The sequence below is a fragment of the Burkholderia sp. SCN-KJ genome, assembly GCF_024656005.1.
Classification (GTDB): Bacteria; Pseudomonadota; Gammaproteobacteria; order Burkholderiales; family Burkholderiaceae; genus Burkholderia.
On the sequence record NZ_JANKOG010000004.1, the window covers coordinates 155,287 to 181,704 of the forward strand.

23 protein-coding genes and 1 tRNA gene are annotated in these 26,418 nt (G+C 68.0%); 17 read left to right on the forward strand and 7 right to left on the reverse strand.

What is annotated here, in order from left to right; all coding sequences use genetic code 11:
- Nucleotides 1–13: 13 nt before the first annotated feature.
- The 4 genes from NQV17_RS08775 to NQV17_RS08790 all read left to right on the forward strand — a co-directional run bounded on the left by NQV17_RS08775 (nucleotide 14) and on the right by NQV17_RS08790 (nucleotide 3,757).
- Nucleotides 14–1,060: a porin gene (locus tag NQV17_RS08775; protein ID WP_257771485.1), complete on the forward strand. Its 1,047-nt coding sequence runs from the start codon at nucleotides 14–16 to the stop codon at nucleotides 1,058–1,060.
- A gap of 22 nt (nucleotides 1,061–1,082) precedes the next feature.
- Nucleotides 1,083–2,303 carry an MFS transporter gene (locus tag NQV17_RS08780; protein WP_257771487.1) on the forward strand — a complete coding sequence of 407 codons (1,221 nt, stop codon included), beginning with the start codon at nucleotides 1,083–1,085 and terminating at the stop codon, nucleotides 2,301–2,303.
- Between the two features lie 16 nt (nucleotides 2,304–2,319).
- Nucleotides 2,320–3,429: a class II histone deacetylase gene (locus tag NQV17_RS08785; protein ID WP_257771489.1), complete on the forward strand. Its 1,110-nt coding sequence runs from the start codon at nucleotides 2,320–2,322 to the stop codon at nucleotides 3,427–3,429.
- Between the two features lie 97 nt (nucleotides 3,430–3,526).
- Entirely contained in the window at nucleotides 3,527–3,757 is a 231-nt protein-coding gene (locus tag NQV17_RS08790; protein ID WP_044843684.1) for a hypothetical protein, read from the forward strand.
- Nucleotides 3,758–3,843: 86 nt separating this feature from the next.
- On the opposite strand, the gene NQV17_RS08795 is transcribed toward NQV17_RS08790, so the two are convergent.
- Nucleotides 3,844–3,930: transfer RNA gene (locus tag NQV17_RS08795), tRNA-Leu, on the reverse strand.
- 244 nt (nucleotides 3,931–4,174) lie between these two features.
- On the opposite strand from NQV17_RS08795, the gene hpnD reads away from it, so the two are divergent.
- Nucleotides 4,175–5,008, forward strand: a complete 834-nt coding sequence (gene hpnD / locus NQV17_RS08800) for a presqualene diphosphate synthase HpnD (protein WP_257771492.1) — start codon at nucleotides 4,175–4,177, stop codon at nucleotides 5,006–5,008.
- Between the two features lie 24 nt (nucleotides 5,009–5,032).
- Here hpnD and NQV17_RS08805 read toward each other — a convergent pair whose 3' ends face one another.
- The 3 genes from NQV17_RS08805 to NQV17_RS08815 form a co-directional block, all read right to left on the reverse strand.
- Nucleotides 5,033–6,253 (reverse strand): DUF1501 domain-containing protein, encoded by a 1,221-nt coding sequence (locus NQV17_RS08805; protein ID WP_257771494.1) that lies wholly within the window; start codon nucleotides 6,251–6,253, stop codon nucleotides 5,033–5,035.
- Between the two features lie 67 nt (nucleotides 6,254–6,320).
- Nucleotides 6,321–7,823 carry a DUF1800 family protein gene (locus tag NQV17_RS08810; RefSeq protein WP_257771496.1) on the reverse strand — a complete coding sequence of 501 codons (1,503 nt, stop codon included), beginning with the start codon at nucleotides 7,821–7,823 and terminating at the stop codon, nucleotides 6,321–6,323.
- A 120-nt stretch (nucleotides 7,824–7,943) separates the two neighbouring features.
- Nucleotides 7,944–8,222, reverse strand: coding sequence for a hypothetical protein (locus NQV17_RS08815; RefSeq protein ID WP_124666474.1), 279 nt, complete (start codon nucleotides 8,220–8,222; stop codon nucleotides 7,944–7,946).
- 258 nt (nucleotides 8,223–8,480) lie between these two features.
- Here NQV17_RS08815 and ompR point away from each other — a divergent pair, with 258 nt between their 5' ends.
- The 4 genes from ompR (at nucleotide 8,481) to NQV17_RS08835 (ending at nucleotide 11,959) form a co-directional block, all read left to right on the forward strand.
- On the forward strand, nucleotides 8,481–9,215 hold the full coding sequence (ompR, locus tag NQV17_RS08820; RefSeq protein ID WP_004192636.1) for a two-component system response regulator OmpR: 735 nt from the start codon (nucleotides 8,481–8,483) through the stop codon (nucleotides 9,213–9,215).
- 40 nt (nucleotides 9,216–9,255) lie between these two features.
- A complete protein-coding gene (locus NQV17_RS08825; protein WP_044843721.1) occupies nucleotides 9,256–10,617 on the forward strand; it encodes an ATP-binding protein in 1,362 nt (453 codons plus the stop codon).
- 189 nt (nucleotides 10,618–10,806) lie between these two features.
- Entirely contained in the window at nucleotides 10,807–11,355 is a 549-nt protein-coding gene (locus tag NQV17_RS08830; RefSeq protein WP_006478563.1) for a peroxiredoxin, read from the forward strand.
- A gap of 76 nt (nucleotides 11,356–11,431) precedes the next feature.
- Nucleotides 11,432–11,959, forward strand: coding sequence for a carboxymuconolactone decarboxylase family protein (locus NQV17_RS08835; protein ID WP_044843722.1), 528 nt, complete (start codon nucleotides 11,432–11,434; stop codon nucleotides 11,957–11,959).
- Nucleotides 11,960–12,085: 126 nt separating this feature from the next.
- On the opposite strand, the gene ispF is transcribed toward NQV17_RS08835, so the two are convergent.
- Complete coding sequence (gene ispF / locus NQV17_RS08840) at nucleotides 12,086–12,571, reverse strand: 2-C-methyl-D-erythritol 2,4-cyclodiphosphate synthase (protein WP_044843723.1); 486 nt, start codon at nucleotides 12,569–12,571, stop codon at nucleotides 12,086–12,088.
- A 29-nt stretch (nucleotides 12,572–12,600) separates the two neighbouring features.
- Entirely contained in the window at nucleotides 12,601–13,311 is a 711-nt protein-coding gene (ispD, locus tag NQV17_RS08845; RefSeq protein ID WP_044843724.1) for a 2-C-methyl-D-erythritol 4-phosphate cytidylyltransferase, read from the reverse strand.
- Nucleotides 13,312–13,419: 108 nt separating this feature from the next.
- Here ispD and mfd point away from each other — a divergent pair, with 108 nt between their 5' ends.
- From mfd to NQV17_RS08865, 4 genes are all read left to right on the forward strand, one after another.
- A complete protein-coding gene (gene mfd / locus NQV17_RS08850; RefSeq protein WP_257771501.1) occupies nucleotides 13,420–16,890 on the forward strand; it encodes a transcription-repair coupling factor in 3,471 nt (1,156 codons plus the stop codon).
- 96 nt (nucleotides 16,891–16,986) lie between these two features.
- Nucleotides 16,987–18,207, forward strand: coding sequence for an acetylornithine deacetylase (gene argE / locus NQV17_RS08855; protein WP_257771503.1), 1,221 nt, complete (start codon nucleotides 16,987–16,989; stop codon nucleotides 18,205–18,207).
- A 59-nt stretch (nucleotides 18,208–18,266) separates the two neighbouring features.
- The gene (locus NQV17_RS08860) at nucleotides 18,267–19,286 is read left to right on the forward strand and encodes a threonine/serine dehydratase (protein ID WP_257771505.1); all 1,020 of its coding nucleotides are present in this window, start codon (nucleotides 18,267–18,269) and stop codon (nucleotides 19,284–19,286) included.
- Nucleotides 19,287–19,362: 76 nt separating this feature from the next.
- Nucleotides 19,363–19,890 carry a DUF3574 domain-containing protein gene (locus NQV17_RS08865; RefSeq protein ID WP_257771847.1) on the forward strand — a complete coding sequence of 176 codons (528 nt, stop codon included), beginning with the start codon at nucleotides 19,363–19,365 and terminating at the stop codon, nucleotides 19,888–19,890.
- Nucleotides 19,891–19,982: 92 nt separating this feature from the next.
- On the opposite strand, the gene NQV17_RS08870 is transcribed toward NQV17_RS08865, so the two are convergent.
- A complete protein-coding gene (locus NQV17_RS08870) occupies nucleotides 19,983–22,502 on the reverse strand; it encodes a penicillin-binding protein 1A (protein ID WP_257771507.1) in 2,520 nt (839 codons plus the stop codon).
- Between the two features lie 437 nt (nucleotides 22,503–22,939).
- On the opposite strand from NQV17_RS08870, the gene NQV17_RS08875 reads away from it, so the two are divergent.
- The 4 genes from NQV17_RS08875 (at nucleotide 22,940) to NQV17_RS08890 (ending at nucleotide 26,367) form a co-directional block, all read left to right on the forward strand.
- Complete coding sequence (locus tag NQV17_RS08875) at nucleotides 22,940–23,620, forward strand: PspA/IM30 family protein (protein ID WP_044843730.1); 681 nt, start codon at nucleotides 22,940–22,942, stop codon at nucleotides 23,618–23,620.
- Nucleotides 23,621–23,702: 82 nt separating this feature from the next.
- Complete coding sequence (locus NQV17_RS08880) at nucleotides 23,703–24,902, forward strand: lipopolysaccharide assembly protein LapB (RefSeq protein ID WP_257771511.1); 1,200 nt, start codon at nucleotides 23,703–23,705, stop codon at nucleotides 24,900–24,902.
- Between the two features lie 226 nt (nucleotides 24,903–25,128).
- Nucleotides 25,129–25,560, forward strand: coding sequence for a large conductance mechanosensitive channel protein MscL (gene mscL / locus NQV17_RS08885; protein WP_257771513.1), 432 nt, complete (start codon nucleotides 25,129–25,131; stop codon nucleotides 25,558–25,560).
- Nucleotides 25,561–25,920: 360 nt separating this feature from the next.
- Nucleotides 25,921–26,367 carry a hypothetical protein gene (locus NQV17_RS08890; protein ID WP_185500383.1) on the forward strand — a complete coding sequence of 149 codons (447 nt, stop codon included), beginning with the start codon at nucleotides 25,921–25,923 and terminating at the stop codon, nucleotides 26,365–26,367.
- The last annotated feature ends 51 nt before the right edge of the window (nucleotides 26,368–26,418 follow it).

The following is a 26,418-nucleotide window of genomic DNA, read 5'->3' on the forward strand; positions in this document are numbered from 1 at the left end:
TGGAGAACCCCACGTGATGACACCCCGCTTCATCCGCACGGCGACGGCCGCCGTTGCGCTCGCCGCGTGCAGCCTCGCCGCACACGCGCAATCGACCCTCACGCTGTACGGCGCGCTCGACGCCGGCGTGCAGTACCTGACGCATGCCGACGGACGGCACGCGGCCGTGCAGTTGCAGAACTACGGCATCCTGCCGTCGCAGGTCGGGCTCAAGGGCACCGAGGATCTCGGCGGCGGCTGGCGCGCGCTGTTCAAGCTCGAACAGGGTCTCAACCTCAACGACGGCACCGCGACCGTCCCCGGCTACGCGTTCTTCCGCGGCGCGTACGTCGGCATCGCGGGGCCCGTCGGCACCGTCACGCTCGGCCGGCAGTTCAGCGTGCTGTTCGACAAGACGCTTTTCTACGACCCGCTGTGGTACGCGTCGTACAGCGGCCAGGGCGTGCTCGTGCCGATGAACGCGAACTTCATCGACCACTCGATCAAGTACCAGTCGCCGGCGTTCGCCGGCTTCGATGTCGAGGCCCTCGCCGCGACGGCCGGCGTCGCGGGCAATACGCGCGCCGGGCGCGTGCTCGAACTCGGCGGCCAGTACACGAGCAACGGGCTGTCGGTCAGCGCGGTGCTGCATCAGGCGCACGGCGACGCGTCGGCGGCTGACGACGCGTCCGCGCGCCGCCGCGAGCTCGGCACGCTCGCCGCCCGTTATGCGTTCGCGACGCTGCCGCTCACCGTCTACGCGGGCGTCGAACGCCTGACCGGCGACCTCGATGCGGCGCGCACGATCGTGTGGGGCGGCGCGCGCTACCTGACGTCGGGCGGAATCGGGCTGAACGCGGGCGTCTACCACACCGATTCGCATACGCCGGCGATCGGCCACCCGACGCTGTTCATCGCGAGCACCACCTACGCGCTGTCGAAACGCACCGTCGCCTACCTGAACGTCGGTTATGCGCGCAACAGCGGCCAGAGTTCGCAGACCGTCTACGAATACGACCCGACGCCGCTCGCCGGCGCATCGCAGTTCGGCGCGATGGTCGGCATGTACCACCTGTTCTGATTCCGTCCAGCGAGATCCCGCCATGAAAACCCTTTGCTCCACCGATGCCGCACTGCCGTCCGACGGCCGCGCGTCGCCGTTCGCGCGCTCGACGCTCGTCGCCCTCGTCGTGTTCGCGGCCATCACGCCACTGCTGCTGCTCGTCGCGCCGGCCGTCGCCGGTCAGTTGGCGACGCAACTCGGGCTGTCCGCGTCGCAGATCGGCACCTACTTCTTCGTCGAACTCGGTGCGTTCAGCCTCGCGACCGTGCCGTCGTACCTGTGGCTCGGCCGGGTCGACGCGCGCCGCGTTGCCGCCTGCGCGATCGCGCTGTTCGGCGCGGGCAATCTCCTGACCGCGCTGTGGATGCCCGGCTTCGTCACGCTGCTCGCGCTGCGTGCCGTCACCGCGCTCGGCGGCGGCTCGCTGATGGTGCTCTGCATGACCAGTGCGGCCACGAGCGAGAACAGCGATCGCGTGTACGGCCTCTGGGTCGTCGGCCAGTTGATCGCCGGCGCGATCGGCCTGTTCGTGCTGCCGCACGTGTTCGCCGGGTTCGGGCTGCGCGCGCTGTACGTCGCGCTGGCCGTGCTCGCGCTGCTTGCCGCGCCGCTGTCGCGCGGCTTTCCGGCGACGCTCGGTGCGCGGCGCGCGTCGGCGCGGGCAGCGCGCGGCGCCGCGACGAATACGCCGCAGCGCTTCGTCGCGCTCGCGATCGGTGCGGTGCTGACCTTCTATCTCGCGATCGGCAGCGTGTGGACCTTCGCGAGCCGCGCGGCGGCGGAAGCCGGACTCGATCCGCAAGCGACCGGCAACGTGCTCGCGATCGCGAGCGTGATGGGGATTGCCGGCGCGGCGCTCGCATCCTGCGCGGGCGGCCGGCTTGCGCGGCGCACGATGCTGGCCGCCGGCTACGCGCTGCTCGCGGCGTCGCTCGTCGCACTCGCCGCGTTGCCGCATGCGCACGGCTACAGCGCCGCAATCTTCGCGTTCAAGTTCGCGTGGACGTTCGTACTGCCGTTCATTCTCGCGACCGTCGCACAGATCGATACGTCCGGGCGCCTCGTCGCGACGCTCAATTTCGTGATCGGTGCGGGCCTCGCGGCCGGCCCGCTGCTCGCCGGGCTGTTGCTCGATGCCGGCGGCACGATGCACGCGCTGTTCGCGGCCGCCACTGCCGTCGCGATCGCGTCGTTCGCCGCGCTGCGCCATATCGATCGCCGCGCGCGGATTGCCGCGGCTGCCATTTCCTCCCAACCGTGACAGGTCAAGCACATCCATGAATCGCACTGCCTTCTTCACCGACGAACGCACGTTCTGGCACACCGGCGGCACGCACGCGCTGTTCTTCCCGGTCGGCGGCTGGGTCCAGCCGCCATCGAGCGCCGGCTACGCGGAATCGCCCGATTCGAAGCGGCGCTTCCTGTCGCTCGTGCAGGCGTCGGGCCTTGCCGCTCACCTCGACCTGCGCGGTGCCGCGCCGGCCACCACCGGCGATCTGCTGCGGATTCATCCGGCGAGCTATCTCGACGCGTTCCGCGCGCTCAGCGATGCGAACGGCGGCGACCTCGGCGATCTCGCGCCGTTCGGCAAAGGGAGCTACGAGATCGCCGCGCTGTCCGCCGGCCTCGCGATCGCGGCGCTCGACACGGTCGTCGGCGGGCATGCGGCCACCGCGTTCTCGCTGTCGCGCCCGCCCGGCCATCACTGCCTGCGCGATCGCCCGATGGGCTTCTGCCTGCTCGCGAACATCCCGATCGCGATCGAGGCCGCGCGCGCGAAGCATGCGATCGAGCGCGTCGCGGTGATCGACTGGGACGTGCATCACGGCAACGGCACGCAGTCGATCTACTACGACGATCCGGACACGCTGACGATCTCGCTGCACCAGGACCGCTGCTTTCCGCCCGGCTACAGCGGCGGCGACGAGCGCGGCGAAGGCGCGGGCGTCGGCGCGAACCTGAACGTGCCGCTGCTCGCGGGCAGCGGCGACGACGCGTATCGCCATGCGTTCGAGCGGATCGTGCTGCCGGCGCTGGAACGGTTCCGGCCGGAGCTGATCGTCGTCGCGAGCGGTCTCGATGCAAGCGCGGTCGACCCGCTCGCGCGCATGCAGTTGCATACCGACAGTTACCGGTACATGACGCGGGCGGTGAAGGAGGCGGCACGGCGCCACTGCGACGGACGGCTCGTGATCGTGCACGAAGGCGGCTATTCGGAGGCTTACGTGCCGTTCTGCGGACTCGCGATCGTCGAGGAACTGGCCGGTATCCGCACCGAGGTCGCCGATCCGATGCTCGACCTCGCGATCGCGCAGCAGCCGGGCGAGCGGTTCGTCACGTTCCAGCGCGAGCTGCTCGACGAACTGGCCGTGTCGTTCGGGTTGTAACGCGCGCTCACCAACGAGATGGGGCCGGCCCTTGCGCGATCGGTGCGGATGGGGTTTCCTGTGCTTTTACACCTGCCGGGCCCGGGCCCCTCTTCAGATGAAATCGTCTCCGCGCGAACCCGACACCAACGACAAAGCGCGCCGCCAGCCTTCGAAGCTCGCCCTGAATATCGCCGCGGTGCTGGTCGGCCTCGTCACGTTCGCGATCGGCGTGGCGTGGTTGATCTATAGCTGGATCGTCGATCGCGAAGCGCAGTATTTCGCGATTCCGCTGGTGTTTTCGGTGCCGGTGATCGTGGCGGTCGCGGTGCGGAGTTTCTGGGACTAGGCGCGCGCAGAACGACAAAGCGCCGCGGTCGGTCGACGCGCGGCGCTTTTTTTGAACGGCCCTTGGGCGGAGCCCGTTCGACTTCGTGGTGCGTGAGGCCGGACTCGAACCGGCACACCCTTGCGGGCGTCAGGACCTAAACCTGGTGCGTCTACCAATTTCGCCACTCACGCGCATTCCTGTCGCCTGACCGCGCGGCACGCAAGAAGCGTGCTCCACGCGCCCGGGCGTCATGCCGGCCCGAAAAACCCGAAAACCGGCACGCCCGATCAGGCGAGCGCGAGATTCTACCCGATCTGCGCAGCATTGTCTCGCCCCGCCGGCGCCCATCGGACAGCGGTGCTAGAATGCCGCGCTCGACGTGCCGGCCACGCGCCGGCGCGCGTCCCCGAACCCGCCTCCGCCACGACCCCACCCGTGAACTTCGACGACTACTGTCAGCAAAAGGCCGCCCCCGCGGGCTCCAGCGTCTACTATGCGCTGCGCCAGGCGCCGCTCGCCGCCGCACCGCGCCTGACGGCCCTGTTCGCGCTGCGCCGCGAACTCGAGGAAACCGTCAAGGAAACCAGCGATCCGACCGTCGGACACACGAAACTCGCGTGGTGGCACAAGGAACTCGCGGCGCTCGCCGCCGGCGAACCGTCGCACCCGGTCACGAAGGCGCTCGCGCAGCATCACCCGGCGATCGGCGCAGAAACCGACGCGCTGCGCACGCTCGTCAACGGTTACGGAATGGATCTGGAACAGGCGCGTTACCTGGATTTCGCGAACCTGCAGCGCTACATCGCGCAGGTCGGCGGCACCTTCGCGTCGTTGGTCGCGCGCGCAAGCGCCGCGAATCCGGCCGAACCGCAACCGTGGGCCGCGCAGGCCGGCCACGCGCTGATGCTCGCGCAATTCGTGCAGGAACTCGGCAACGATGCACGCCACGGCCGCATCTATCTGCCGATCGACGAACTGCAACGCTACAACGTAACCGCGGCCGACCTGCTGAATCGCCGCTACAGCCCGGCCTTCAGCGAGCTGCTGCAGTTTCAGACGGCCCGCGCGCGCGAAGCGCTCGCCGCCGCCGACGCGGCGATCCCCGCGTCCGAACGCCGCGCGCAACGCACGCTGCGTGCGCAGATCGCACTGGCCGGCGCGCTGCTCGACGAAATCGAGCGCGACGGCTACCAGGTGCTGCACCAGCGTATCGCGCTGACGCCGATCCGCAAGCTGTGGATCGCGTGGCGCGCCGCACGCCGCCGCTGATCCGCCCCGTCACGCACGACCGCCTCACACCTTCAGCAGCGGCAGCGTCTCGAAGCGCTGCTGCAGCACGTGCGTTGCATCGAGCCCCCACCACGGTCCGAGCACGGTCGCATAGAGCTGGCGGAAATCGACCGCGACCGGCAGGTTGCCGTTGCCGTCGAGATGCCCGAGTGCCGGCGCCGCGCCGTACAGCCCGCCGGCCACGCGGCCGCCCATCACGAAATGCGGCGCGGCGGTACCGTGATCGGTGCCGTTGCTCTGGTTCTCGCGCACGCGCCGCCCGAATTCCGCATACGTCATCACGAGCGTCTGGTTCCAGCGCCCGAGCTCGACCAGCGCGCCGCGCATCGCACTCATCCCTTCCGCGAACTGCCTGAGCAGCGCCGCCTGCTGCCCCGGCTGGTTCTGGTGCGTATCGAAACCGTTGAGCGTGAGCCGCAGCACCGCGACGCCGTCCTGCGCGCCGGGCCCCGATGCCTCGCATGCCGCGAGCACCTGCATCGCGGTCTTCACCGAGGTCCCGAACGTACCGGCCGGAAAGGCCGTCCTGAACTCGCGCATCCCGCCGCGCGGGCGCAACCGGTCGGCGGCCTTCACGATGTCGTTCTCGACCTCGATGATGTGCGCGAGCGCTGGGTTTCGTTCGCGCAGCGACGACGGTTCGGCCAACCGCGCCGCACGGATGAACTGCGCGGGATTGACGAGCGCGATCGCGCGCGCGCCGTTCGCGAGCGGTCCCATCTCCGCACTGCCGAGCACGACGCCGTCCGCCGCGAAGCCGGGCGGCACCGGCGCCTGCGCGAACGTGCGCGTGAGCCAGCCTTCGTGCAGGTACTGGTCCGAGCGCGACGCGGTGTCCCAGATCTCGATCGAGCGGAAATGCGACAGGTTCGGTTGCGGATAGCCGACGCCCTGCACGATCGCGACCTGTCCGTCGCGCCACAGCGGCATCAACGGCGCGAGCGACGGGTGCAGCCCCGTCTGCGCGTCGAGCTGCAGCACCTGGTCGCGCTTGATGCCGATGCTGCGGCGGAACTGGTAGTAGAGCGGATCCGCATACGGCACCACCGTGTTGAGGCCGTCGTTGCCGCCCTTCAGCTCGACGAGGATCAGCACGTTCGCATAACCGGCCGCCGGCTGGCGCCCGGCCGCGACCAACGATGCCGCCTGCGCGGGCGGCTGCCACAACGACACGCCCGCCGCGGCCGCGGCGCCCGTCAGCGTCAGAAAATCACGTCGGTTCATCGTGCATCCTTCGGCTCGCCGTGCGGTATGGCCACCGCGGCAGCGTGCCTGTTCGTCGTCGTTTCAGTCATTTCAGTTGATAGGCCGGATCCATCAGGAGCGCCTCGAGATACGCGCTGCCGGTCGAGTCCGTATCGATCGCCGCGACCGGCGACACCGGCAGCACCGCGTGCTGCAGCTGGAGCTCGGTCGACAATCCCGCAATCGCCTGCGGCCGCGCGCGATACTGCGCGAGCCAGCGTTCGAGGTCGAATCGCAGGCCGCCGCGCGCGGGTTTGACCGGCGCGCCGCGCATCCCGGCAACCGACGCCGCGTCCGCAACCGGTATCGCTTGCGCCCGCGCATTCGGTAACGGCGGCGCCATCGCGTGCGCGGGCGAGCGCATGCCGGCCGTCTCGGTCGCGCGGAACAACTGCTCGACGAACTGCTTGCGCGCCAGCAGCGTGGTGCTGTTGATCCACATTGCGCCGCCCGGCCAGCCCTTCACGTTCGGCGGATAGAACAGGTTCTGCCCGAGCGTGCGCACGGTGTTCGCGAGCATCTGCGGATCGCCGTACGCGACGTCGAACAGCCGCACCGACCCGACGACGAACTCGGCCGGCGACTTCACGAGCACGCCGCGATTGCGCGGATCCCAGAATGCGTCGGTCGACCAGAGCGCGGCGAGCGCCGCGCGTATGTCGTAGCCGCTGGCGCGAAACCGCTCGGCCACGACCTCGAGCGCGCCGGCGTCGGGCGTATCGGACACGAATTCGCGCCACAGCTTGCCGGCGATGAAGCTTGCCGTCTCGGGCCGCTTCAACAGGATGTCGAGAAACCCGTCGCCGTCGAACGCGCCGGTCTCGCCGAGGATCGTCTTGTCGCCCGCGTCGTGCCATTCGGGCCGCACCTCGAAGCGCAGCGTATCGGGATCGACGCTCCAGCCGGTCATCGCGCGCGCGGCCTCGGTCACGTCGCGCTGCGAGTAATGCCCTTCGCCGAGCGTGAACAGCTCCATCACCTCGCGCGCGAAATTCTCGTTCGGGCGGCCCTTGCGGTTGCTCGCGCCGTCGAGATACTGGAGCATCGCCGGATCCTTCGCGACCGCATGCAGCAGCGCGCCGAAGTTGCCGAGCGCCTCGCGCCGAAGCAGCGCATTCTGCGCGGCCATCGTCTGCGGATACGGGACCTTGTCCTGCCCGGACGTGAAGTGCCCGTGCCAGAACAGCGTCATGCGCTCGGTGAGCGGCGACGGCGTCGCGACCATCTCGTCGACCCACGCGGCGCGCAGCGCATCGTAGCGGCGATTGCGCTCGCGCTGCTCGTCGCGGCGCATGTCGGGCGTCATCGCCTGGCGTTGCGCGCGGGTCGGCGGCAGCTCGGCGAGCCAGTCGGGCCAGGCCGTCACGGGCTCGCGGCGCACGTTGCCGAGCGTCTCGGCCACCACTTGCGCGCGCGTCATCCCGACGATGCGGGCGACCTCGGCCGGGGCGGGAGAAAAGCCGGTACGGCTCAGGAAGAACAGCGCATCGTCGGCGTCGAGCGGCGCCTGCATCGCGGGCGAGGCCGGGGCGGCAGCGTTCGCTTTCATCGTCGTGGACTCCCGGAGCGCACCGGCGGTGCGGATGCGGGTTCAACGGCGGCACGCATCCGAAAGTTGACCGAAAAATTGCTACGGAATCTTTCCGCGCCGTGCGAACGCGCGTGCGTGTCAGCGCTTGTACAGCTCGCGAACGGCGTCCTCGATGTGCTGGCGCAGCAGGTGGCGCTCCTCGGGCGTCATGTGCCCGTCGCGACGGTGCTGATCGAGATCGGGAGGCACGGCGGAACGGACCGCCATGTCGGCGGCGCGGTCGGGCTGCGGCGCTTTGCCGCGCGGCAGCTTGCGCGACGAGGCGCCCTGCTCGGGGCGCTGCGCATACGCGAAGTTCGACGCATATGGACCGGCAAGTGCGATCGTCAGCATCAGTGCAATCCGGGCAGATCGCATGACCGTCCTCGCTTCTTTGGTCGATTTGTTCCCTTCGTCACGCGGCAACCGGTTACCTCTGGTACTTGAAAAACCCTGCGGAATTCGGGTGTACAAAGATGAAAGATGGAGTGCAGGGGAGTATCTACCGAATTTCAGCTTCGAGTAAAGGAATCTCTATAGCCTGCCTTTACTCCGCGCGACACTACGGGTAAATTTTGTAACGGACTGTAACGCGCGAAAATACGCGACCGTGCGTGATTTCCCATTCGCGATAAGATGCCGCTCATGGAAACGAAAAACCCCTCCAAGATTCTCGTCGTCGACGACGACCCGCGCCTGCGCGATCTGCTGCGCCGCTATCTCGGCGAGCAGGGTTTCAACGTGTACGTCGCGGAGAACGCGACCGCGATGAACAAGCTCTGGGTGCGCGAGCGCTTCGACCTGCTGGTGCTCGACCTGATGCTGCCGGGTGAAGACGGCCTGTCGATCTGCCGCCGCCTGCGCGGCAGCAACGACCGCACGCCGATCATCATGCTCACCGCGAAGGGCGAGGACGTCGACCGCATCGTCGGCCTCGAGATGGGCGCCGACGACTATCTGCCGAAGCCGTTCAACCCGCGCGAACTCGTCGCGCGCATTCATGCGGTGCTGCGCCGCCAGGCGCCGGCCGAACTGCCGGGCGCACCGTCGGAAACCACCGAGGTGTTCGAGTTCGGCGAGTTCTCGCTGAACCTCGCGACGCGCACGCTGACGAAGTCGGGCCAGGAAATTCCGCTGACGACCGGCGAATTCTCGGTGCTGAAGGTATTCGCGCGCCACCCGCGCCAGCCGCTGTCGCGCGAAAAGCTGATGGAGCTCGCGCGCGGCCGTGAATACGAAGTGTTCGACCGCAGCCTCGACGTGCAGATCTCGCGTCTGCGCAAGCTGATCGAACCGGATCCGGGCAGCCCGCGTTTCATCCAGACCGTCTGGGGCCTCGGCTACGTGTTCATTCCGGACGGCGCCGCCTGATCTTTTCTCTTTCCGGTTTCGCCCGTCCACGGCCCGTCCCATGCGTATCGACCGGCGCCTCCTGCAGCTCGCGTTCGGCGGGCTGTTCTGGCGCACCTTCCTGCTGATCGCGCTGCTGATCTCGGTCAGTCTCGCCGCGTGGTTCCAGAGCTTTCGCGTGATCGAGCGCGAGCCGCGCGCGCAGCGCGTCGCGCTCCAGCTCGTCGCGATCGTGAAGCTCACGCGCACCGCCCTGCTCTATTCCGATCCCGATCTGCGGCGCGCGCTGCTGCAGGATCTCGAGAGCAACGAGGGCGTGCGCGTGTACCCGCGCGAAAAAACCGACAAATTCAAGCTGCAGCCCGACGAATCGCTGAACCGCCTGATCGAACACGACATCCGCAGTCGGCTCGGCGACGATACCGTGATCGCGCAGTCGGTCAATGACATCCCGGGCGTGTGGATCAGTTTCAAGATCGACGACGACGATTACTGGGTCGCGCTCGACCGCGACCAGCTCGACAGCGTCACGGGCCTGCAGTGGGCCGGCTGGGGCCTGTTCGCGCTCGCGCTGTCGCTGTTCGGCTCGGCGTTCATCACGAGCCTCGTGAACCGGCCGTTCTCGCGGCTCGCGCTCGCCGCGCGGCAGATCGGCTCGGGCCAGACGCCCGAGTTGCTGCCCGAGCGCGGGATGGGCGTCGCGGCCGACACCAACCGCAGCTTCAACCAGATGGTGCGCGATCTCGAACAGCTCGAGGCCGACCGCGCGCTGATGCTCGCGGGCATCTCGCACGACCTGCGCACGCCGCTCGCGCGGCTGCGGCTCGAGACCGAGATGAGCCCGTCCGACCAGGCGACCAAGGACGCGATGGTCGACGACATCGAGCAGATGGACCGCATCATCGCGGCCTTCATCGACTACGCGCGCCCGACCCAGCGCAAGCCGGAGCCGGTCGACCTGTCGTCGATCGCGCACGAAGTCGCCGCGCGCGTGTCGGGCGAGGATGGCGTCGAGATCCGCACGCGGCTCGCGCCGACCGCCGTGATCGAAGCCGACGAGACCGACATGCGCCGCGTGATCGGCAACCTCGTCGAGAACGCGCGCAAATACGGCCAGAGCCGCGACGACGGCGTATCGCGCATCACGCTCGAGACGCGCGTGACGCACGCGCGCGTCGAGCTGTCGGTGAGCGACGAGGGCCCCGGCATCCCCGAGGACCAGCTGCCGCTCGTGATGCGGCCGTTCTACCGCGTCGACACGGCGCGCACCAAGGCGGACGGCACGGGGCTCGGCATGGCGATCGTGCTGCGCCTCGTCGGCCGCTATCGCGGCGCGCTGCGCCTGCGCAACCGCAGCCCCGAAGCGGGCCTCGAAGTCACGCTCGAATTCCCCGGCGCCGGCAAGGCGCGTGCGACGGCGTGACGCGTTCGCGCACGCTTCTTGCGCGTCACACTATCGGCGCGGTTGAAAAAAACTATGGAAATCGTTAGTCAAAAACTATTGAAACGGCTTATTAATAGTGTTATAGTCGTGCCTATGCTGTCACATCAACGTTGCAGCACCGAGGTAGCTTGACTCAGTCTTCTTCCCAACTCACACAGGAGTATCCGCATGAAAACCGTGGGCGATAAACTCGAAGCATTCACCGTCGTAGCCGCGAAGCCGGGCTTCAACAATCACGAGGAAAACGGCCAGTCGGCGTTCGAGACCGTCACCGAAGCGTCGTTCCCGGGCAAGTGGAAGATCATCTACTTCTATCCGAAGGATTTCACGTTCGTGTGCCCGACGGAAATCGTCGAGTTCGCGAAGCTGACGAAGCAGTTCGAAGAGCGCGACGCCGTCCTGCTCGGCGGCAGCTCGGACAACGAATTCGTGAAGCTCGCATGGCGCCGTGAGCACAAGGACCTCGACAAGCTGAACCACTACTCGTTCGGCGACGTCAAGGGCGAGCTGATCGACCAGCTCGGCGTGCGCGACAAGGAAGCCGGCGTGGCCCTGCGTGCAACGTTCATCGTCGATCCGGACAACACGATCCAGCACGTTTCGGTGAACAACCTGAACGTCGGCCGTAGCCCGGAAGAAGTCCTGCGCATTCTGGACGGCCTGCAAACGGACGAACTGTGCCCGTGCAACCGTGCAGTCGGCGGCGCAACGCTGTAAGCGCATCGATGCACGAAGCCCGCGGCGCACGTCCTGCCTGCGGGCTTTTTTAACGGCCAACCCATAGGAGATATCAATGGAATTCATCGATTCGATTAAGGCACGTATCCCCGACTACGCGAAGGACATTCGCCTGAACCTCGACGGCACGATCTCGCGCTCGTCGCTCGAAGGCACCGATGCAGTCGGCGTCGCGCTGGCGGCGGCGGTCGCGGCGAAGAGCACCGTGCTCGTGAAGACGATCCGCGAAGCCGGCGTGCTGTCGCCCGAAGAGACGAACGCCGTGCTGACGGCGGCCGCGCTGATGGGGATGAACAACACCTGGTATCCGTATGTCGAGATGGCCGACGATGCCGACCTGAAGACGCAGCGCGCCGAGCTGCGGATGGGCGCGTATGCGTCGCACGGCGGCGTCGACAAGCGCCGCTTCGAGATGTACGCGCTCGCCGCGTCGATCGTCGGCAAGTGCCACTTCTGCGTGAAGTCGCACTACGCGCTGCTGAAGAACGAGCAAGGCATGACGACGACGCAGCTGCGCGACGTCGGCCGCATCGCGTCGGTGATCAACGCCGCCGCGCAGGTGATCGCCGCCGAAGGCGAATAAGCGGCCGCGCGATGCGGCGGCCAAGCGCGCCGGATCGCGCCGCAAAACGAAAATGCCACGCAAGCGCGTGGCATTTTTCATTCCGGCGGCGCAACCTGCGCGCCGCTTCGGACCGGCGTCAGGCGCTCACGCGCCCTGCTTCACCAGCAGCGCGGCGGCCTGCGCCTCGATGCCCTCGCCGCGGCCGAGATAGCCGAGCTTCTCGTTGGTCTTCGCCTTCACGTTCACGCGCTCGAGCGGCAGCCCGAGATCGGCCGCGAGGTTCGCGCGCATCCCGTCGATGTGCGGCGCGAGCTTCGGCGCCTGCGCGATCACCGTGCTGTCGACGTTCTGGATCGTGAAGCCGGCCGCCTTCACGCGGGCGACGCATTCGCGCAGCAGCACGCGGCTGTCCGCGCCCTTGAACGCCGCGTCGGTGTCGGAGAAATGGCGGCCGATGTCGCCGAGCGCCGCCGCGCCGAACAGCGCGTCGGTGATCGCGTGCAGCAGCACGTCCGCGTCCGAATGGCCGAGCAGGCCGCGCTCGTACGGAATCGTCACGCCGCCGATGATGAGGGGGCGCCCCGGGACGAGCTGGTGCACGTCGTAGCCTTGTCCGATTCTGAAGTCCATGCGTAATCCGGTTTGAGATGAGGTGAAAGTCAGGAAGCGTTCGCGGGGCGCGCGAGGATCGCTTCCGCGAGCGCGAAATCTTCCGGGTACGTGACCTTGAAGTTGCGCAGGCTGCCCTGCACGACGCGCGGCGTATGGCCGGCCCATTCGATCGCGCTGGCCTCGTCGGTCAGGTCGTGCCCTTCGCGCTGCGCGCGCAGGATCGCGTCGCGCAGCATGCCGATGCGGAACATCTGCGGCGTCTGCGCCTGCCACAGCGCGTCGCGCGACTCGGTGCGCGCGATCGCGTCGCCGCCGGCCGGCACGCGCTTGAGCGTATCGGCCACCGGCAGCGCGACGATGCCGCCGACCGGGTCGTCCTTCAGCGTCGCGACCAGCGTGCGGATCAGTTCCGGCGTGATGCCCGGGCGCGCGGCGTCGTGCACGAGCACCCAGTCCTGCTCGGTCGCGCCGAATTCGGCCAGCTCGAGCAGCCCGTTGAGCACCGACGCCTGCCGCGAGCCGCCGCCGCAGCGGCGCACCGCGAAGCGCAGGCCCGCGAAGCGGCGCGCGTCGAAGTGCGTGTCGTCGGGCGCGAGGACGACGAGCGTCTGCGCGAATTCGCTGCACGCGTCGAACGCGGCGAGCGTGTAATGCAGGAGCGCGCGGCCGGCCAGCGTGCGGTATTGCTTCGGCACGGCCGAACCGGAACGGCTGCCCGTGCCGGCGCAAGGAATCAGGGCGAAAAGTCGGGGAGTCACGAAGGGGAAACGCCGGAAAGATGAAATCGAGAAGCGGATTTTATAATAGGTCTTTCGTCTCGACCGGCGCGCCGCGCCGCGCCCGTGCCCGCCACCCCTGCCGTCCCTATGCCAGACAACGCTTCCACCCCGTTCGCCTCGCCCGTCGCCCGCGTCAAGCCGGGCCAGCGGTTCGCCTTCGACGGCGCGCACGGCTCCGCCGACGCACTCGCCATCGCCCGCTATCTCGCCGACAACCGCGACGCGGTCCCGCTCCTTGCGGTGATCTGCGCGAACGCGGTCGACGCGCAGCGACTGTCGCAGGAACTCCGCTACTTCTCGCCGGAGGCGCGCGTGCGCCTGCTGCCGGACTGGGAGACGCTGCCGTACGACACGTTCTCGCCGCACCAGGATCTCGTCTCCGAGCGGCTCGCGACGCTGCACGACCTCGGCGAGGGCCGCTGCGACATCCTGCTGGTGCCCGCGACCACCGCGCTGTACCGGATGCCGCCCGCGTCGTTCATGGCCGCGTACACGTTCGCGTTCGCGCAGGGCGAGCGGCTCGACGAGGCGAAGCTGAAGGCGCAGCTCACGCTGGCCGGCTACGAGCACGTGAGCCAGGTCGTGCGGCCCGGCGAATACTGCGTGCGCGGCTCGCTGATCGACCTGTACCCGATGGGCTCGCCGCTGCCGTACCGGATCGACCTGTTCGACGACCAGGTCGACTCGATCCGCGCGTTCGATCCCGATACGCAGCGCAGCCTCTATCCGGTGCGCGACGTGCGCCTGCTGCCCGGCCGCGAGTTTCCGTTCGACGAAGCGGCGCGCACGGCCTTCCGCAGCCGCTGGCGCGAGACCTTCGAAGGCGACCCGAGCCGCGCGCCTATCTACAAGGACATCGGCAACGGCGTGCCGTCGGCCGGCATCGAGTACTACCTGCCGCTGTTCTTCGACGAGACGGCCACGCTGTTTCACTACCTGCCGCAGGATGCGCACCTCGTGTTCGCCGGCGACCTCGAAGCGTCGATCCGCCGCTTCACGGCCGATACGAAGCAGCGTCACGCGTTCCTCGCGCACGACCGCGAGCGGCCGATCCTCGAGCCGCAGCGGCTGTTCCTGTCCGACGAGGATTTCTTCGCGTTCGCGAAGCCGTTCGCGCGCGTCGTGCTGCCCGCGCAGCCGGCCGGCGGCTGGGCGACGGCCTTGCCCGAGCTCACCGTCGACCGCCACGCGGACGATCCGCTCGCCGCGCTGCGCACCTTCGTCGAAGCGTCGGGCAAGCGCGTGCTGCTGACGGTCGAATCGGCCGGCCGCCGCGAGACGATCCTGCAACTGCTCGCCGAGCATCGCCTGCGTCCGGCGTCGAACGACCACTTCGCGGGCTGGCTCGAAAGCGACGCGCCCTTCGCGCTCGGCGTCGCGCCGCTCGCGAGCGGCTTCGCGGTGCCGGGCGAAGGCTACGCGATCGTCACCGAGACCGAGCTGTACGGCGCGCTCGGCCGCCGCGCCGGGCGCCGTCGCCAGGAACAGGCGAGCAACGTCGACGCGATGGTGCGCGACCTGTCGGAGCTGAAGGTCGGCGATCCGGTCGTGCATGCGCAGCACGGCATCGGCCGCTACATGGGCCTCGTGTCGATGGATCTCGGCGAAGGCGAGACCGAGTTCCTGCATCTCGAATACGCGGGCGACAGCAAGCTCTACGTGCCGGTCGCGCAGCTGCACGTGATCTCGCGCTACAGCGGCGCCGATCCCGACAGCGCGCCGCTGCACGCGCTCGGTTCGGGCCAGTGGGAGCGCGCGAAGCGCAAGGCCGCGCAGCAGATCCGCGATACGGCGGCCGAGCTGCTGAACCTGTACGCGCGCCGCGCGGCCCGCGAGGGCCACGCGTTCGCGCTCGAGCCGCGCGACTACGTGAAGTTCGCGGAAAGCTTCGGGTTCGAGGAAACGCCCGACCAGGCCGCGGCGATCGCGGCCGTGATCGGCGACATGACGAGCGGCAAGCCGATGGACCGCCTCGTGTGCGGCGACGTCGGCTTCGGCAAGACGGAGGTCGCGCTGCGCGCCGCGTTCATCGCGGTGATGGGCGGCAAGCAGGTCGCGCTGCTGTCGCCGACCACGCTGCTCGCCGAGCAGCACACGCAGACCTTCGCCGACCGCTTCGCCGACTGGCCGGTGCGCATCGTCGAGCTGTCGCGCTTCAAGACCGCGAAGGAAGTGAACGCGGCGATCGCGCAGATCAACGAAGGCAGCGTCGACATCGTGATCGGCACGCACAAGCTGCTGTCGTCGGACGTGCAGTTCAAGCGCCTCGGCCTCGTAATCATCGACGAGGAACACCGCTTCGGCGTGCGCCAGAAGGAAGCGCTGAAGGCGTTGCGCGCGGAAGTCGACGTGCTGACGCTGACCGCGACGCCGATCCCGCGCACGCTCGGGATGGCGCTCGAGGGCTTGCGCGACTTCTCGGTGATCGCGACCGCGCCGCAAAAGCGGCTCGCGATCAAGACCTTCGTGCGCCGCGAGGAGGAAAGCGTGATCCGCGAGGCGATGCTGCGCGAGCTGAAGCGCGGCGGCCAGGTGTATTTCCTGCACAACGAGGTCGAGACGATCGAGAACCGCAAGGCGATGCTCGAGGAGCTCGTGCCCGAAGCGCGCATCGTGATCGCGCATGGCCAGATGCACGAGCGCGAGCTCGAACGCGTGATGCGCGATTTCGTCGCGCAGCGCGCGAACGTGCTGCTGTGCACGACGATCATCGAGACCGGCATCGACGTGCCGAGCGCGAACACGATCATCATGCATCGCGCCGACAAGTTCGGCCTCGCGCAGCTTCACCAGCTGCGCGGCCGCGTCGGCCGTTCGCACCACCAGGCGTACGCATACCTGCTGGTCCACGACCCGCAGTCGCTGACCAAGCAGGCGCAGCGCCGCCTCGAGGCGATCCAGCAGATGGAGGAACTCGGTTCGGGCTTCTATCTCGCGATGCACGACCTCGAGATCCGCGGCACCGGCGAGGTGCTCGGCGACAAGCAGTCGGGCGAGATCCACGAGATCGGCTTCCAGCTGTATACCGACATGCTGAACGACGCAGTGAAGGCGCTGAAGAACGGCAAGGAGCCCGACCTCACGGCCCCGCTCGCCGCGACGACGGAAATCAACCTGCATGCGCCCGCGATCCTGCCGGCCGACTACTGCGTGGACGTGCAGGAGCGGCTGTCGCTGTACAAGCGGCTCGCGAACTGCGAGCACGGCGACGCGATCGACGGCATCCAGGAAGAGCTGATCGACCGCTTCGGCAAGCTGCCGCCGCAGGCGCACGCGCTCGTCGAGACGCACCGGCTGCGGCTCGCGGCGAAGCCGCTCGGCATCGTCAAGATCGACGCGAGCGAGGCCGCGATCGGGCTGCAGTTCGAGCCGAACCCGCCGATCGATCCGATGCGGATCATCGAGATGGTGCAGAAGCACCGGCACATCAAGCTCGCGGGCCAGGACAAGCTGCGCATCGAGACGCGCTCGCCCGATCTCGCGATCCGCGTGTCGACGATCAAGGAAACGCTGCGCGCGCTCGCCCCGCGCGCCGACGCGACGAGCGCGGCACGCTGACGGCACGGCCGCGATGCTGCACCGCACCGCGGCCGGCGAAGGCGGGCCGGCGCGTTTTTGAGTATGATTTTCCCATTCCTCAGACGGAGTTTTGCCATGTCCACTCTCGACGCGCCGGCGCCGTCCGCCGCAACCCAAGGCGACGCCTCGCTCGTCAGCCTGCCCTGGATCAAGCAGCTGGTGTCGATGGACACGACGAGCCGCGTGCCGAACCTCGGCCTGATCGAAACGGTGCGCGACGCGCTCGCCGCGAAGGGCATCCAGTCGACGCTCACGCACGATCCGCGCGAAGGCTGGGCCAACCTGTTCGCGACCGTGCCCGCGCACGACGGCTCGACCGACGGCGGCATCGTGCTGTCGGGGCACACCGACGTCGTGCCGGTCGACGGCCAGCAGTGGGACAGCAACCCGTTCGAGCCGGAGCTGCGCGACGGCCGCCTGTACGGCCGCGGCACGTGCGACATGAAAGGTTTCATCGGCGCGGCGCTCGCGCTGCTGCCGGAGATGCAGGCGACGAAGCTCGCGAAGCCGATCCATTTCGCGCTGTCCTACGACGAGGAAATCGGCTGCGCGGGCGCCCCGCTGCTGATCGCCGATCTGGTCAAGCGCGGCGTGAAGCCGTCCGGCTGCATCGTCGGTGAGCCGACCAGCATGCGGCCGATCATCGCGCACAAGGGCATCAACGCGTATCGCTGCTGCGTGCGCGGCCACGCGGCGCACTCGTCGCTGACGCCGAAGGGCCTGAACGCGATCGAATATGCGGCGCGCCTCATCTGCCACATCCGCGACATCGCCGAGCGCTTTCGCGCCGAAGGCCCGTTCGACGAACTGTACGACGTGCCGTTCACGACCGCGCAGACGAGCACGATCCAGGGCGGCAACGCGATCAACACGGTGCCGGCCGAATGCCGGTTCGACTTCGAGTTCCGCAACCTGCCGACGCTCGATCCCGAGCAGATCTTCGCGCGCATCGAAGCGTATGCGCGGGAAACGCTGCTGCCGCAGATGCTTCGCGAGCATCCGAACGCGGCGATCGAGTTCTCGAAGATCGCCGCGGCGCCCGGGCTCGACGCGACCGAACAGGCCGCGATCACGCAGCTGGTGCGCGCGCTGACGGCCGACCAGGACAAGCGCAAGGTCGCCTACGGCACGGAAGCCGGCCTGTTCGAGCGCGCGGGCATCCCGAGCATCGTCTGCGGGCCCGGCAACATCGAACAGGCGCACAAGCCGAACGAGTATGTCGAGCTCGCGCAGCTCGCCGCCTGCGAGCAGTTCCTGCGCAAGTTCATCCGCAGCATGTCGGTCGACGCACACTGACTGCCCCGCCACGCCGGCCTGCGTGTGCGGGCCGGCCCCCTCCCGCCACCCGCCACGCCATGTCGACTGACCAACAGCGCACTGCCCATACGACGATCGACGGCGAACCGATTCCGACGCTCGACGAAATCGCCGCGCAGCATTTCGCGTTGTCGCCGTGGGTCGCGCGCACGCCGGTGTTCGAGCGCGCCGACCTGCCGTCCCTCGAGGGCACGCACGTCAACTTCAAGTTCGAGCTGCTGCAGGTGAGCGGCAGCTTCAAGGCGCGCGGCGCGTTCACGAACCTGCTGGCCCTCGACGAAGCGCGCAAGAACGCCGGCGTCACGTGCGTGTCGGCCGGCAATCACGCGGCGGCCGTCGCGTATGCGGCGATGCGGCTCGGCAGCAGCGCGAAGGTCGTGATGTTCCATACCGCGAGCCCGGCGCGCATCGCGCAGTGCAAGCAGTACCGCGCGGAAGTCGTGCTCGCCGGCAGCGCGTCGCAGGCATTCGACCTCGTGCGGCGGATCGAGGCCGAGGAAGGCCGCTTCTTCATCCATCCGTTCAATGGCTATCACACGATCCTCGGCACCGCGACGCTCGGCTACGAATGGGCGACGCAGACGCCCGATCTCGACGCGGTGATCGTGCCGATCGGCGGCGGCGGGCTCGCGGCCGGCATGGCGACCGCGCTGCGGCTCGCGAATCCGCGCGTGCACGTGTACGGCGTCGAGCCGGAAGGCGCCGACGCGATGAGCCGCAGCTTCGCGGCGAATCACACGATCCAGATGAGCGCGATGCAGACCATCGCCGACTCGCTGATGGCGCCGCATACCGAGGAATACAGCTACCAGCTGTGCCGGCGCCACGTCGACCGCATCGTCACGGTGTCCGACGACGCGCTGCGCGCGGCGATGCTGTTCCTGTTCTCGCAACTGAAGCTGTCGGTCGAACCGGCGTGCGCGGCAGCGCTCGCGGCGCTGCTCGGCCCGCTGCGCGAAACGCTGCAGGGCAAGCGGGTCGGCGTGCTGCTGTCGGGCACGAACACCGATCCCGCGACGCTCGGCATGCATCTCGCGCACGCAAAACTGCAGCACTGAACCCGCGCACGATACTCAGGGTTATCCCCAGTTTATGTTGACAGCCCTGTTGATAACCCGCCGGACAAGCACGCAAGTGGTTGAGCGCGCAGCGTTTTACGCGCGCGAAGCGCGCCGGACGCGAAATAGGCAAATAGCGCCGCCGAACGCTTGGCCCGCGGCGTGGCCACGTCGTACGCGGCAGGTGATCGGTGCTGCAGCCGTCGCGCTGCTTGCCGGTTGCGCGGCCCCGCCCTCGCCCGTCGTCGACGCTTCCGTTGGCTGCCTGCAGCCGGACACGCACCGGATGCTGCAGGCCGACCTGCTGTTCGGACGCGATATCGCGGGACGCGGCCCCGTCACCGAAGCGGAACGCGCGGCCTTCCTCGCCGACGTCGTCACGCCGCGCTTTCCGGACGGTTTCACGGTCTGGGACACCCGCGGCCAATGGCGCGACCGCGCCACCGGCCGGATCATCGGCGAAGCGAGTTTCGTGGTCCGTATCGTCGCCGACGATACTGCCGATACGCACGCGCGGCTCGCGGCGATCCGGCACGCGTACCGCGAGCGCTTCCGGCAGGACTCGGTTGGCATCACGCTCGTACCGGCCTGCGCGTCGTTCTGATTCGTCCTCACCGGCTGACGCGCGAACGCGACGACACATAAGAAAACGGGCGCCCGAAGGCGCCCGCCGCATGCGACACATCCGCGTATCGCTTACTTGTTCTCGAACATGTCCATGATCTGCTGCTTCTCCTGCTGCGTGACGGGCGGCGGTGCGAGCCCCTCCGAGCCGGCCGAGCCGAGCGCGTCGTTCGCGCTGATCGCGTTCGCAGCCGGGTTGATGTCCACGCTGCCGACGAAGCCGTTGCCCGGCGTGCGATCGGCGTAGTACAGCTCGCCGTCGATCGAGGTCAGGCCGTCCGGCATCGGCATCTGCTGCTCGGGCACGCCGTTCAGCGCGGTGCGCATGTAGTTCACCCAGATCGGCAACGCGAGCTGCGCGCCGAATTCGCGGCTGCCGAGGCTCTTCGGCTGGTCGAAGCCCATCCACGCGACCGCGACGAGCGACTGCTGGTAGCCGGCGAACCAGCCGTCCTTCGCATCGTTCGTCGTGCCCGTCTTGCCCTGCAGGTCGCTGCGGCCGAGCGCGTTGGTGCCCGCGCCCGTGCCGGCCGTCGCGACCGTGTGCAGCAGGCTGTTCATCACGTATGCGTTGCGGCCTTCGATCGTGCGCGGCGCGGTGCCGCCGGCGATCACCGGCTGCGATTTCTGCAGCGGCTGGCCGCGCGCGTCGTCGACTTCGGCGATCAGGTACGGATCGACCTTGTAGCCGCCGTTCGCGAACACCGCATAGCCGGTCGCGAGCTGCAGCGGCGTCACGAGGCCGGCGCCGAGCGCCATCGGCAGGTACGGCGGCGTCTTCGCCGGATCGAAGCCGAAGCGCTGCGTCACATACTCCTGCGCGTACTGCGTGCCGATCGACGCGAGGATCCGGATCGACACGAGGTTCTTCGAACGCTGCAGGCCGGTGCGCATCGACATCGGGCCGTCGGGCTGGTCGTCGTCCTTCGGTTCCCACGCGGTGCCGCCCGGCACGCTCGGCGGGAAGTACAGCGGCGCATCGTTGATGATCGTCGCCGGCCCGAGGCCCTTGTCGAGCGACGCCGAATAAATGAACGGCTTGAACGACGAACCCGGCTGGCGCCACGCCTGCGTGACGTGGTTGAACTTGCTCTTGTTGAAGTCGAAGCCGCCGACGAGCGAACGGATCGCACCGTCCTGCGGCGCGATCGCGACGAGCGCGCCTTCGACCTGCGGCAACTGCACGATCTGCCAGCCCGTCTTGCCGTCCTTCAGCACGCGCACGATCGAGCCCGGCTTGATGTGCAGCGTCGCGTTCGCGCGCGGGCTCAGCGCGGCCGACACGAAGCGCAGCCCGGCCGGGCCGATCGTCGTCGTGGCGCCGCCGACGAACTGCACCTCGACCGCGTTCGGCGACGCCGACAGCACCACCGCCGACTGCAGGTCGCCGTTGTCCGGGTGATCGGCGAGCGCGTCGTCGATCGCCTCGTCGCGCTCGTCGCCGGCCGCCGGCAGGTTGATCGAGCCTTCCGGCCCGCGATAGCCGTGGCGACGCTCGTAATCGAGAATGCCGCGGCGCACGGCCTGGTACGCGGCTTCCTGGTCGGCCGAGTTGATCGTCGTCGTGACGGTCAGCCCGCGCGTGTAGGTTTCGTCCTTGTACTGCTGGTACATCATCTGCCGCACCATCTCGGCGACGTATTCGCCGTGCACCGCGTACTGGTTGCCCGGCGTGCGCACGCGGATCTCTTCCTTCACCGCCTGGTCGTACTGCGGCTGCGTGATGTAGCCGATCTCGAGCATGCGCTTCAGGATGTACTCCTGGCGCACCTTCGCGCGCTTCGGATTGACGACCGGGTTGTACGCGGACGGCGCCTTCGGCAGCCCCGCGAGCATCGCCGCTTCCGCGAGCGTGATGTCCTTCAGGTCCTTGCCGAAATACACGCGCGCGGCGGCCGCGAAACCGTACGAGCGCTGGCCCAGGTAGATCTGGTTCATGTACAGCTCGAGGATCTGGTCCTTCGTCAGCGCCTTCTCGATCTTGTACGCGAGCAGCATCTCGTAGATCTTGCGCGTATACGTCTTCTCGCTCGACAGGAAGAAGTTGCGCGCGACCTGCATCGTGATCGTGCTCGCGCCCTGGCGCGCGCCACCGTGCATCAGGTCGGCCACGCCAGCGCGCAGGATGCCGAGGAAGTCCACGCCGCCGTGTTCGTAGAAGCGGTAGTCCTCGATCGCGAGCACCGCCTTCTTCATCACGTCGGGAATGTCCTGGAAGCGCACGAGGCTGCGGCGCTCCTCGCCGAACTCGCCGATCAGCACGTGATCGGCGCTGAACACGCGCAGCGGCACCTTCGGCTGGTAGTTGGTCAGCGCGTCGAGCGACGGCAGCTGCGGCGCCATCACGACGAGCGCGTAGCCGACGATCAGCGCGCCGACGATCGCGAGCGTCGCGATCAGGCCGACGAACCACAGCGCGACGCGCGAGCCGAACGAGCGGCGAGCACCGCCCCCGCCGCCGTTGCGCTGCGCGCGCCGGTCGTCGCCGCGGTCGTCGTCATCGGGGTAATAGGCCCCCGACGGCGAACGGCGCAACGTGTAGTGAGGTTCGTTCCGGTCGGAAGGAGAAGACGGTCGTTTAATGATTGGCATGTCGGAATGGCGGGCGGCGTGGCGCCCTCGGACGCATGCGGAAAATGCAAGCGGATGAATCAGAGTGGGTGCATCGTGGCAACTGTCACGTCGACAGACCCCGCCGCGCGGCGATCCGTTCCCGCGACGTGACAGCGCATTTTAATGAAATCGACCGATCGGCTTCGCGATTTTTTGTAAAAATTCCCGCACAAGCATGAATTGCGGAACGTATTGGCGCCATGCTCCGCCTATCATGGACTCGCGACCCGGTGCGTGCCGCGGCGTTTCTTTCAGATGCGAAAGGTGGAAACCTGCACACGCACGGCGCTTGAACTCCGGCGCTTAAGCCGTATTTAAGGGGCCGGCGGTGTAATATCCGCCGGCTCACGCGGGTCGGAACCGATTCGCGACGGGCATTGCCGCCGACGCGGCACCTTTCAACCACGGAGGATTTCATGTCGCTTTTCGACTCTGTTTCGCGCACGATCAAAGGCCTGCTGAACGATGCGGCCGACTCGGTACAGGATCCGTCGCGCGACGCACGGCAGATCGTGCGGGAGCTCGACGACAGCATCGGCCGTGCCGAGAATTCGCTGATCGAGATCGAGGCACAAGTCGCGACCCAGCGCAGCAAGCGCGATGCGGCCGACGACAAGGTGAAGAAGTACGAGGACGGCGCGAAGCGCGCGCTGCAGGCGGGCGACGAAGCGCTCGCACGCGAGGCGCTCGCCGCGCAGTCGAACGCCGAAGCCGAGCGCGATGCGCTCGCGGCGGAGCTGACGACGCTCGAGCCGTCGGTCGACAAGCTGAAGGGGCAGATCGCCGACATGCGTCAGCGCCGCAACGACCTGAACGCACGCTCGAACATCCTGCAGGCCAAGCAGGAAATCGCGCAGGCGAAGGATGTCGCGGCAAGCGCGCTGGGCGGCATCGGCGGCAAGAACCTGTCCGAGGACTTCCAGAAGCTCGAGGACAAGGTCGCGCTGCAGAATGCGCGTTCGGACGCCCGTCTGAATTCGGCCGACACGTCGAGCGGCAAGGCGCTCGACGACAAGCTCGCCGCGCTGAACAAGGGCCCGTCGGTCGAGGACCGCCTCGCCGCGCTGAAGAAGCAGCTCGACACGCCCGCGCAGTAACGGCAGGCAACCGCGCCGCGGCCCGCCGGGCGCGCGGCGCGCACCGATAGTCAGGAGACGGGCGCCCGCGCCCGGTTCGACCATGAAGAAATCTCTCGCCGCACTCGGCTTCTCGCTGATGCTGCTGTCGTCCGCCGCCTTTGCGGTCCCGTCGCTGCAGCAAGTCGAGCAGTCGATCGCGCAACGTGACTGGCAGCGCGCCGACACGCAGCTGTCGCAAGTCATCGACGCCCATCCGAACAATGCGCATGCGCGCTATCTGTACGCACAGGTGCTGGACCGCGAAGGCCGCGCGTCCGACGCGCTCGCGCAACTGCAGCGGGCGAAGTCGCTCGATCCGCAACTGCGCTTCACCGACGCGTCGCATTTCGCGCAGACCGAATCGCGCATTCGCGCCGACGCCGCGCGCGTGAGCGGCGCGAGCGGCAACGCACCGTCGGCCACGCAGGCCGGCTCGTTGCAGTCGTCGCTCGCGCCTGCCGCGCCGGTTGCGAAACACGGTCCGTCGACCGGCATGTGGATCGGCCTCGGGCTGCTCGTCGCGGTCATCGCGCTGGTGCTGCGCTGGACGTTGCGGCGCGCACGCTCGGCCGACGACAGCCGTGCCGGCGACGAACGCCGCGCGCAGTTGAAACGCGCGACCGACGTGCTGAACGACATCCGTCCGCTGAAACTCGACGCGAAACTGTCGACGGCGCCCGGTGCCGCGGCGCTCACCAGTGAACTCGAAGGCATCGAGACCGATGCACGCGCGCTCGTCGAAGCGCTGTCGAACGGCAAGAACCCGGTGCCGCCGTATCGCATCGACGAACTCGAACAGCGGCATGCGAGCGTGAAGGCGCGCGTCGAAGGCCGCCCCGATCCGAGCACGCCGCCCGCGACGCCCGCGAACGGCAGCGGCTCCGTGTATGCGCAGGAAGCCGATCGCGTGACCGGCATGCAAGGCCAGCCGTATCAGCAGCAACCGTACCCGCAGCAGCCATATCCGCCGCAACCGTATCCGCAACAGCAGCCGCCCGTCGTGGTTCAGCAAGGCGGCGGTTTCGGCAGCGGAATGGGCGGGCTGCTGACCGGCGTGCTGCTCGGCGAAGCGATGTCCGGCGGCCGCGAACGCGTGGTCGAACGCGACGTGATCGTCGACGACCCGCGCCGGCGCCAGGAGAACAACGATCCGGGCTTCGACCTCGGCCGCGGCGACGATTCGAACTGGAGCGACGGCAATGGCGGCGGCGGCGTCGATCTCGGCAGCAACGACGACGGCTGGACCGACGACAACACCTGAGCATGGCTCGCGCGGGCGTCGACGCATCGCGCCGCGCCCGCGCTTTCTTTCATTTACACTCGCGCCGGCCCGGTGATTTGTTAATCATTTCAAGATGGGCTACCGGCAATGGGGCACGTTCGCTATCATGCGGCCATCGGCGTGCCCCCGATCCGACCCATCAGACGCTTCGCAGCCCTGCGCGTCGCGGCACGCCTCCTCTCGCCCAACCAGGAGAAAGCCGCTCATGAGCATAATCAAGGAATTCAAGGAGTTCGCCGTCAAAGGCAACGTGATGGATCTCGCCGTCGGCGTGATCATCGGCGGCGCGTTCTCGAAGATCGTCGACTCGGTCGTGAAAGACCTCATCATGCCGGTCATCGGCGTGCTGACGGGCGGTCTGGATTTCTCGAACAAGTTCGTTCTGCTCGGCACCATCCCCCCGACGTTCAAGGGTAATCCCGATTCGTTCAAGGATCTGCAGGCCGCGGGCGTCGCCGCATTCGGCTACGGCTCGTTCATCACCGTGGCGATCAACTTCGTGATCCTCGCGTTCATCATCTTCCTGATGGTGAAATTCATCAACAAGCTGCGCAAGCCGGAAGCAGCTCCGCCTGCCGCGACGCCGGAAGACGTGCTGCTGCTGCGCGAGATCCGCGATTCGCTGAAGCAACGCTGAGCACCGCGCCACGCTGCGACTGCCGGGCCCGCCATGTGCGGGCCTTTTTCATGGGCACGCATCGTGCACCGTCCGTGCACCGTCGTGCGAGCGCCTATCTCATTTTTTTGTGACGCGCGAATGCACGCGCGGGAAAAGCAGGTCTATGATGGAGACTAAACGACAGTACGGGCGCCAAGACGCTGGCTGTGTCGATCATCGTGGCATGCGGGTCGACGGGAGACATTGATCGTCGTACCGCACGAGTGCGGAGTGCAGCATTTTCGTGTGCTATAAAGGATCGACATGCGGCGTACATAGCCGGGAGTGGGTCGCATGAAAGTGCCGCATTTCTTGCAATTGTTTTTCAGGCGAGTGTTTATGTCCTTCCCGAAAAAACGTCGACGTGCGCAACAGGATGGCCAGGAGTCCTTCCTCGCGGTATTGCGCCATTCGAAACCGTTCGCGCAGCTCGACACCAAGATTGCCCGCGCCCGTGCGCAGGACGAACCCGTCCTCTATGCGCACGTGCTACCCGGCCTCGACGTGCTTCTGTGCAGCGTGCGCGGCGCACAGCCGCCCTATCCGGCCATCGCCGAACTGCGCAAGCGCTGCCTCGAATCGATCGCCAACGCACTCGAACAGCCGCTCGACGGCCTCGAGAACGGCGGGTACTGGTACGAGGCGAACGGCTTCGGCTTCCTCGTGTTCGCGAGCCGCGCCCGCGCGCGCATCCTGCCCGAATTTGGTGCAGGCACGAAAGCGAGCCTGCGCGGCGGGCTCGGACGCCAGAACGCCGGCGACACGACACCGCGCTCCCTCGGCTGAACCGACACCGACACGATGGGCCGCCTCCGGGCGGCCCATCGGCCATTCAGC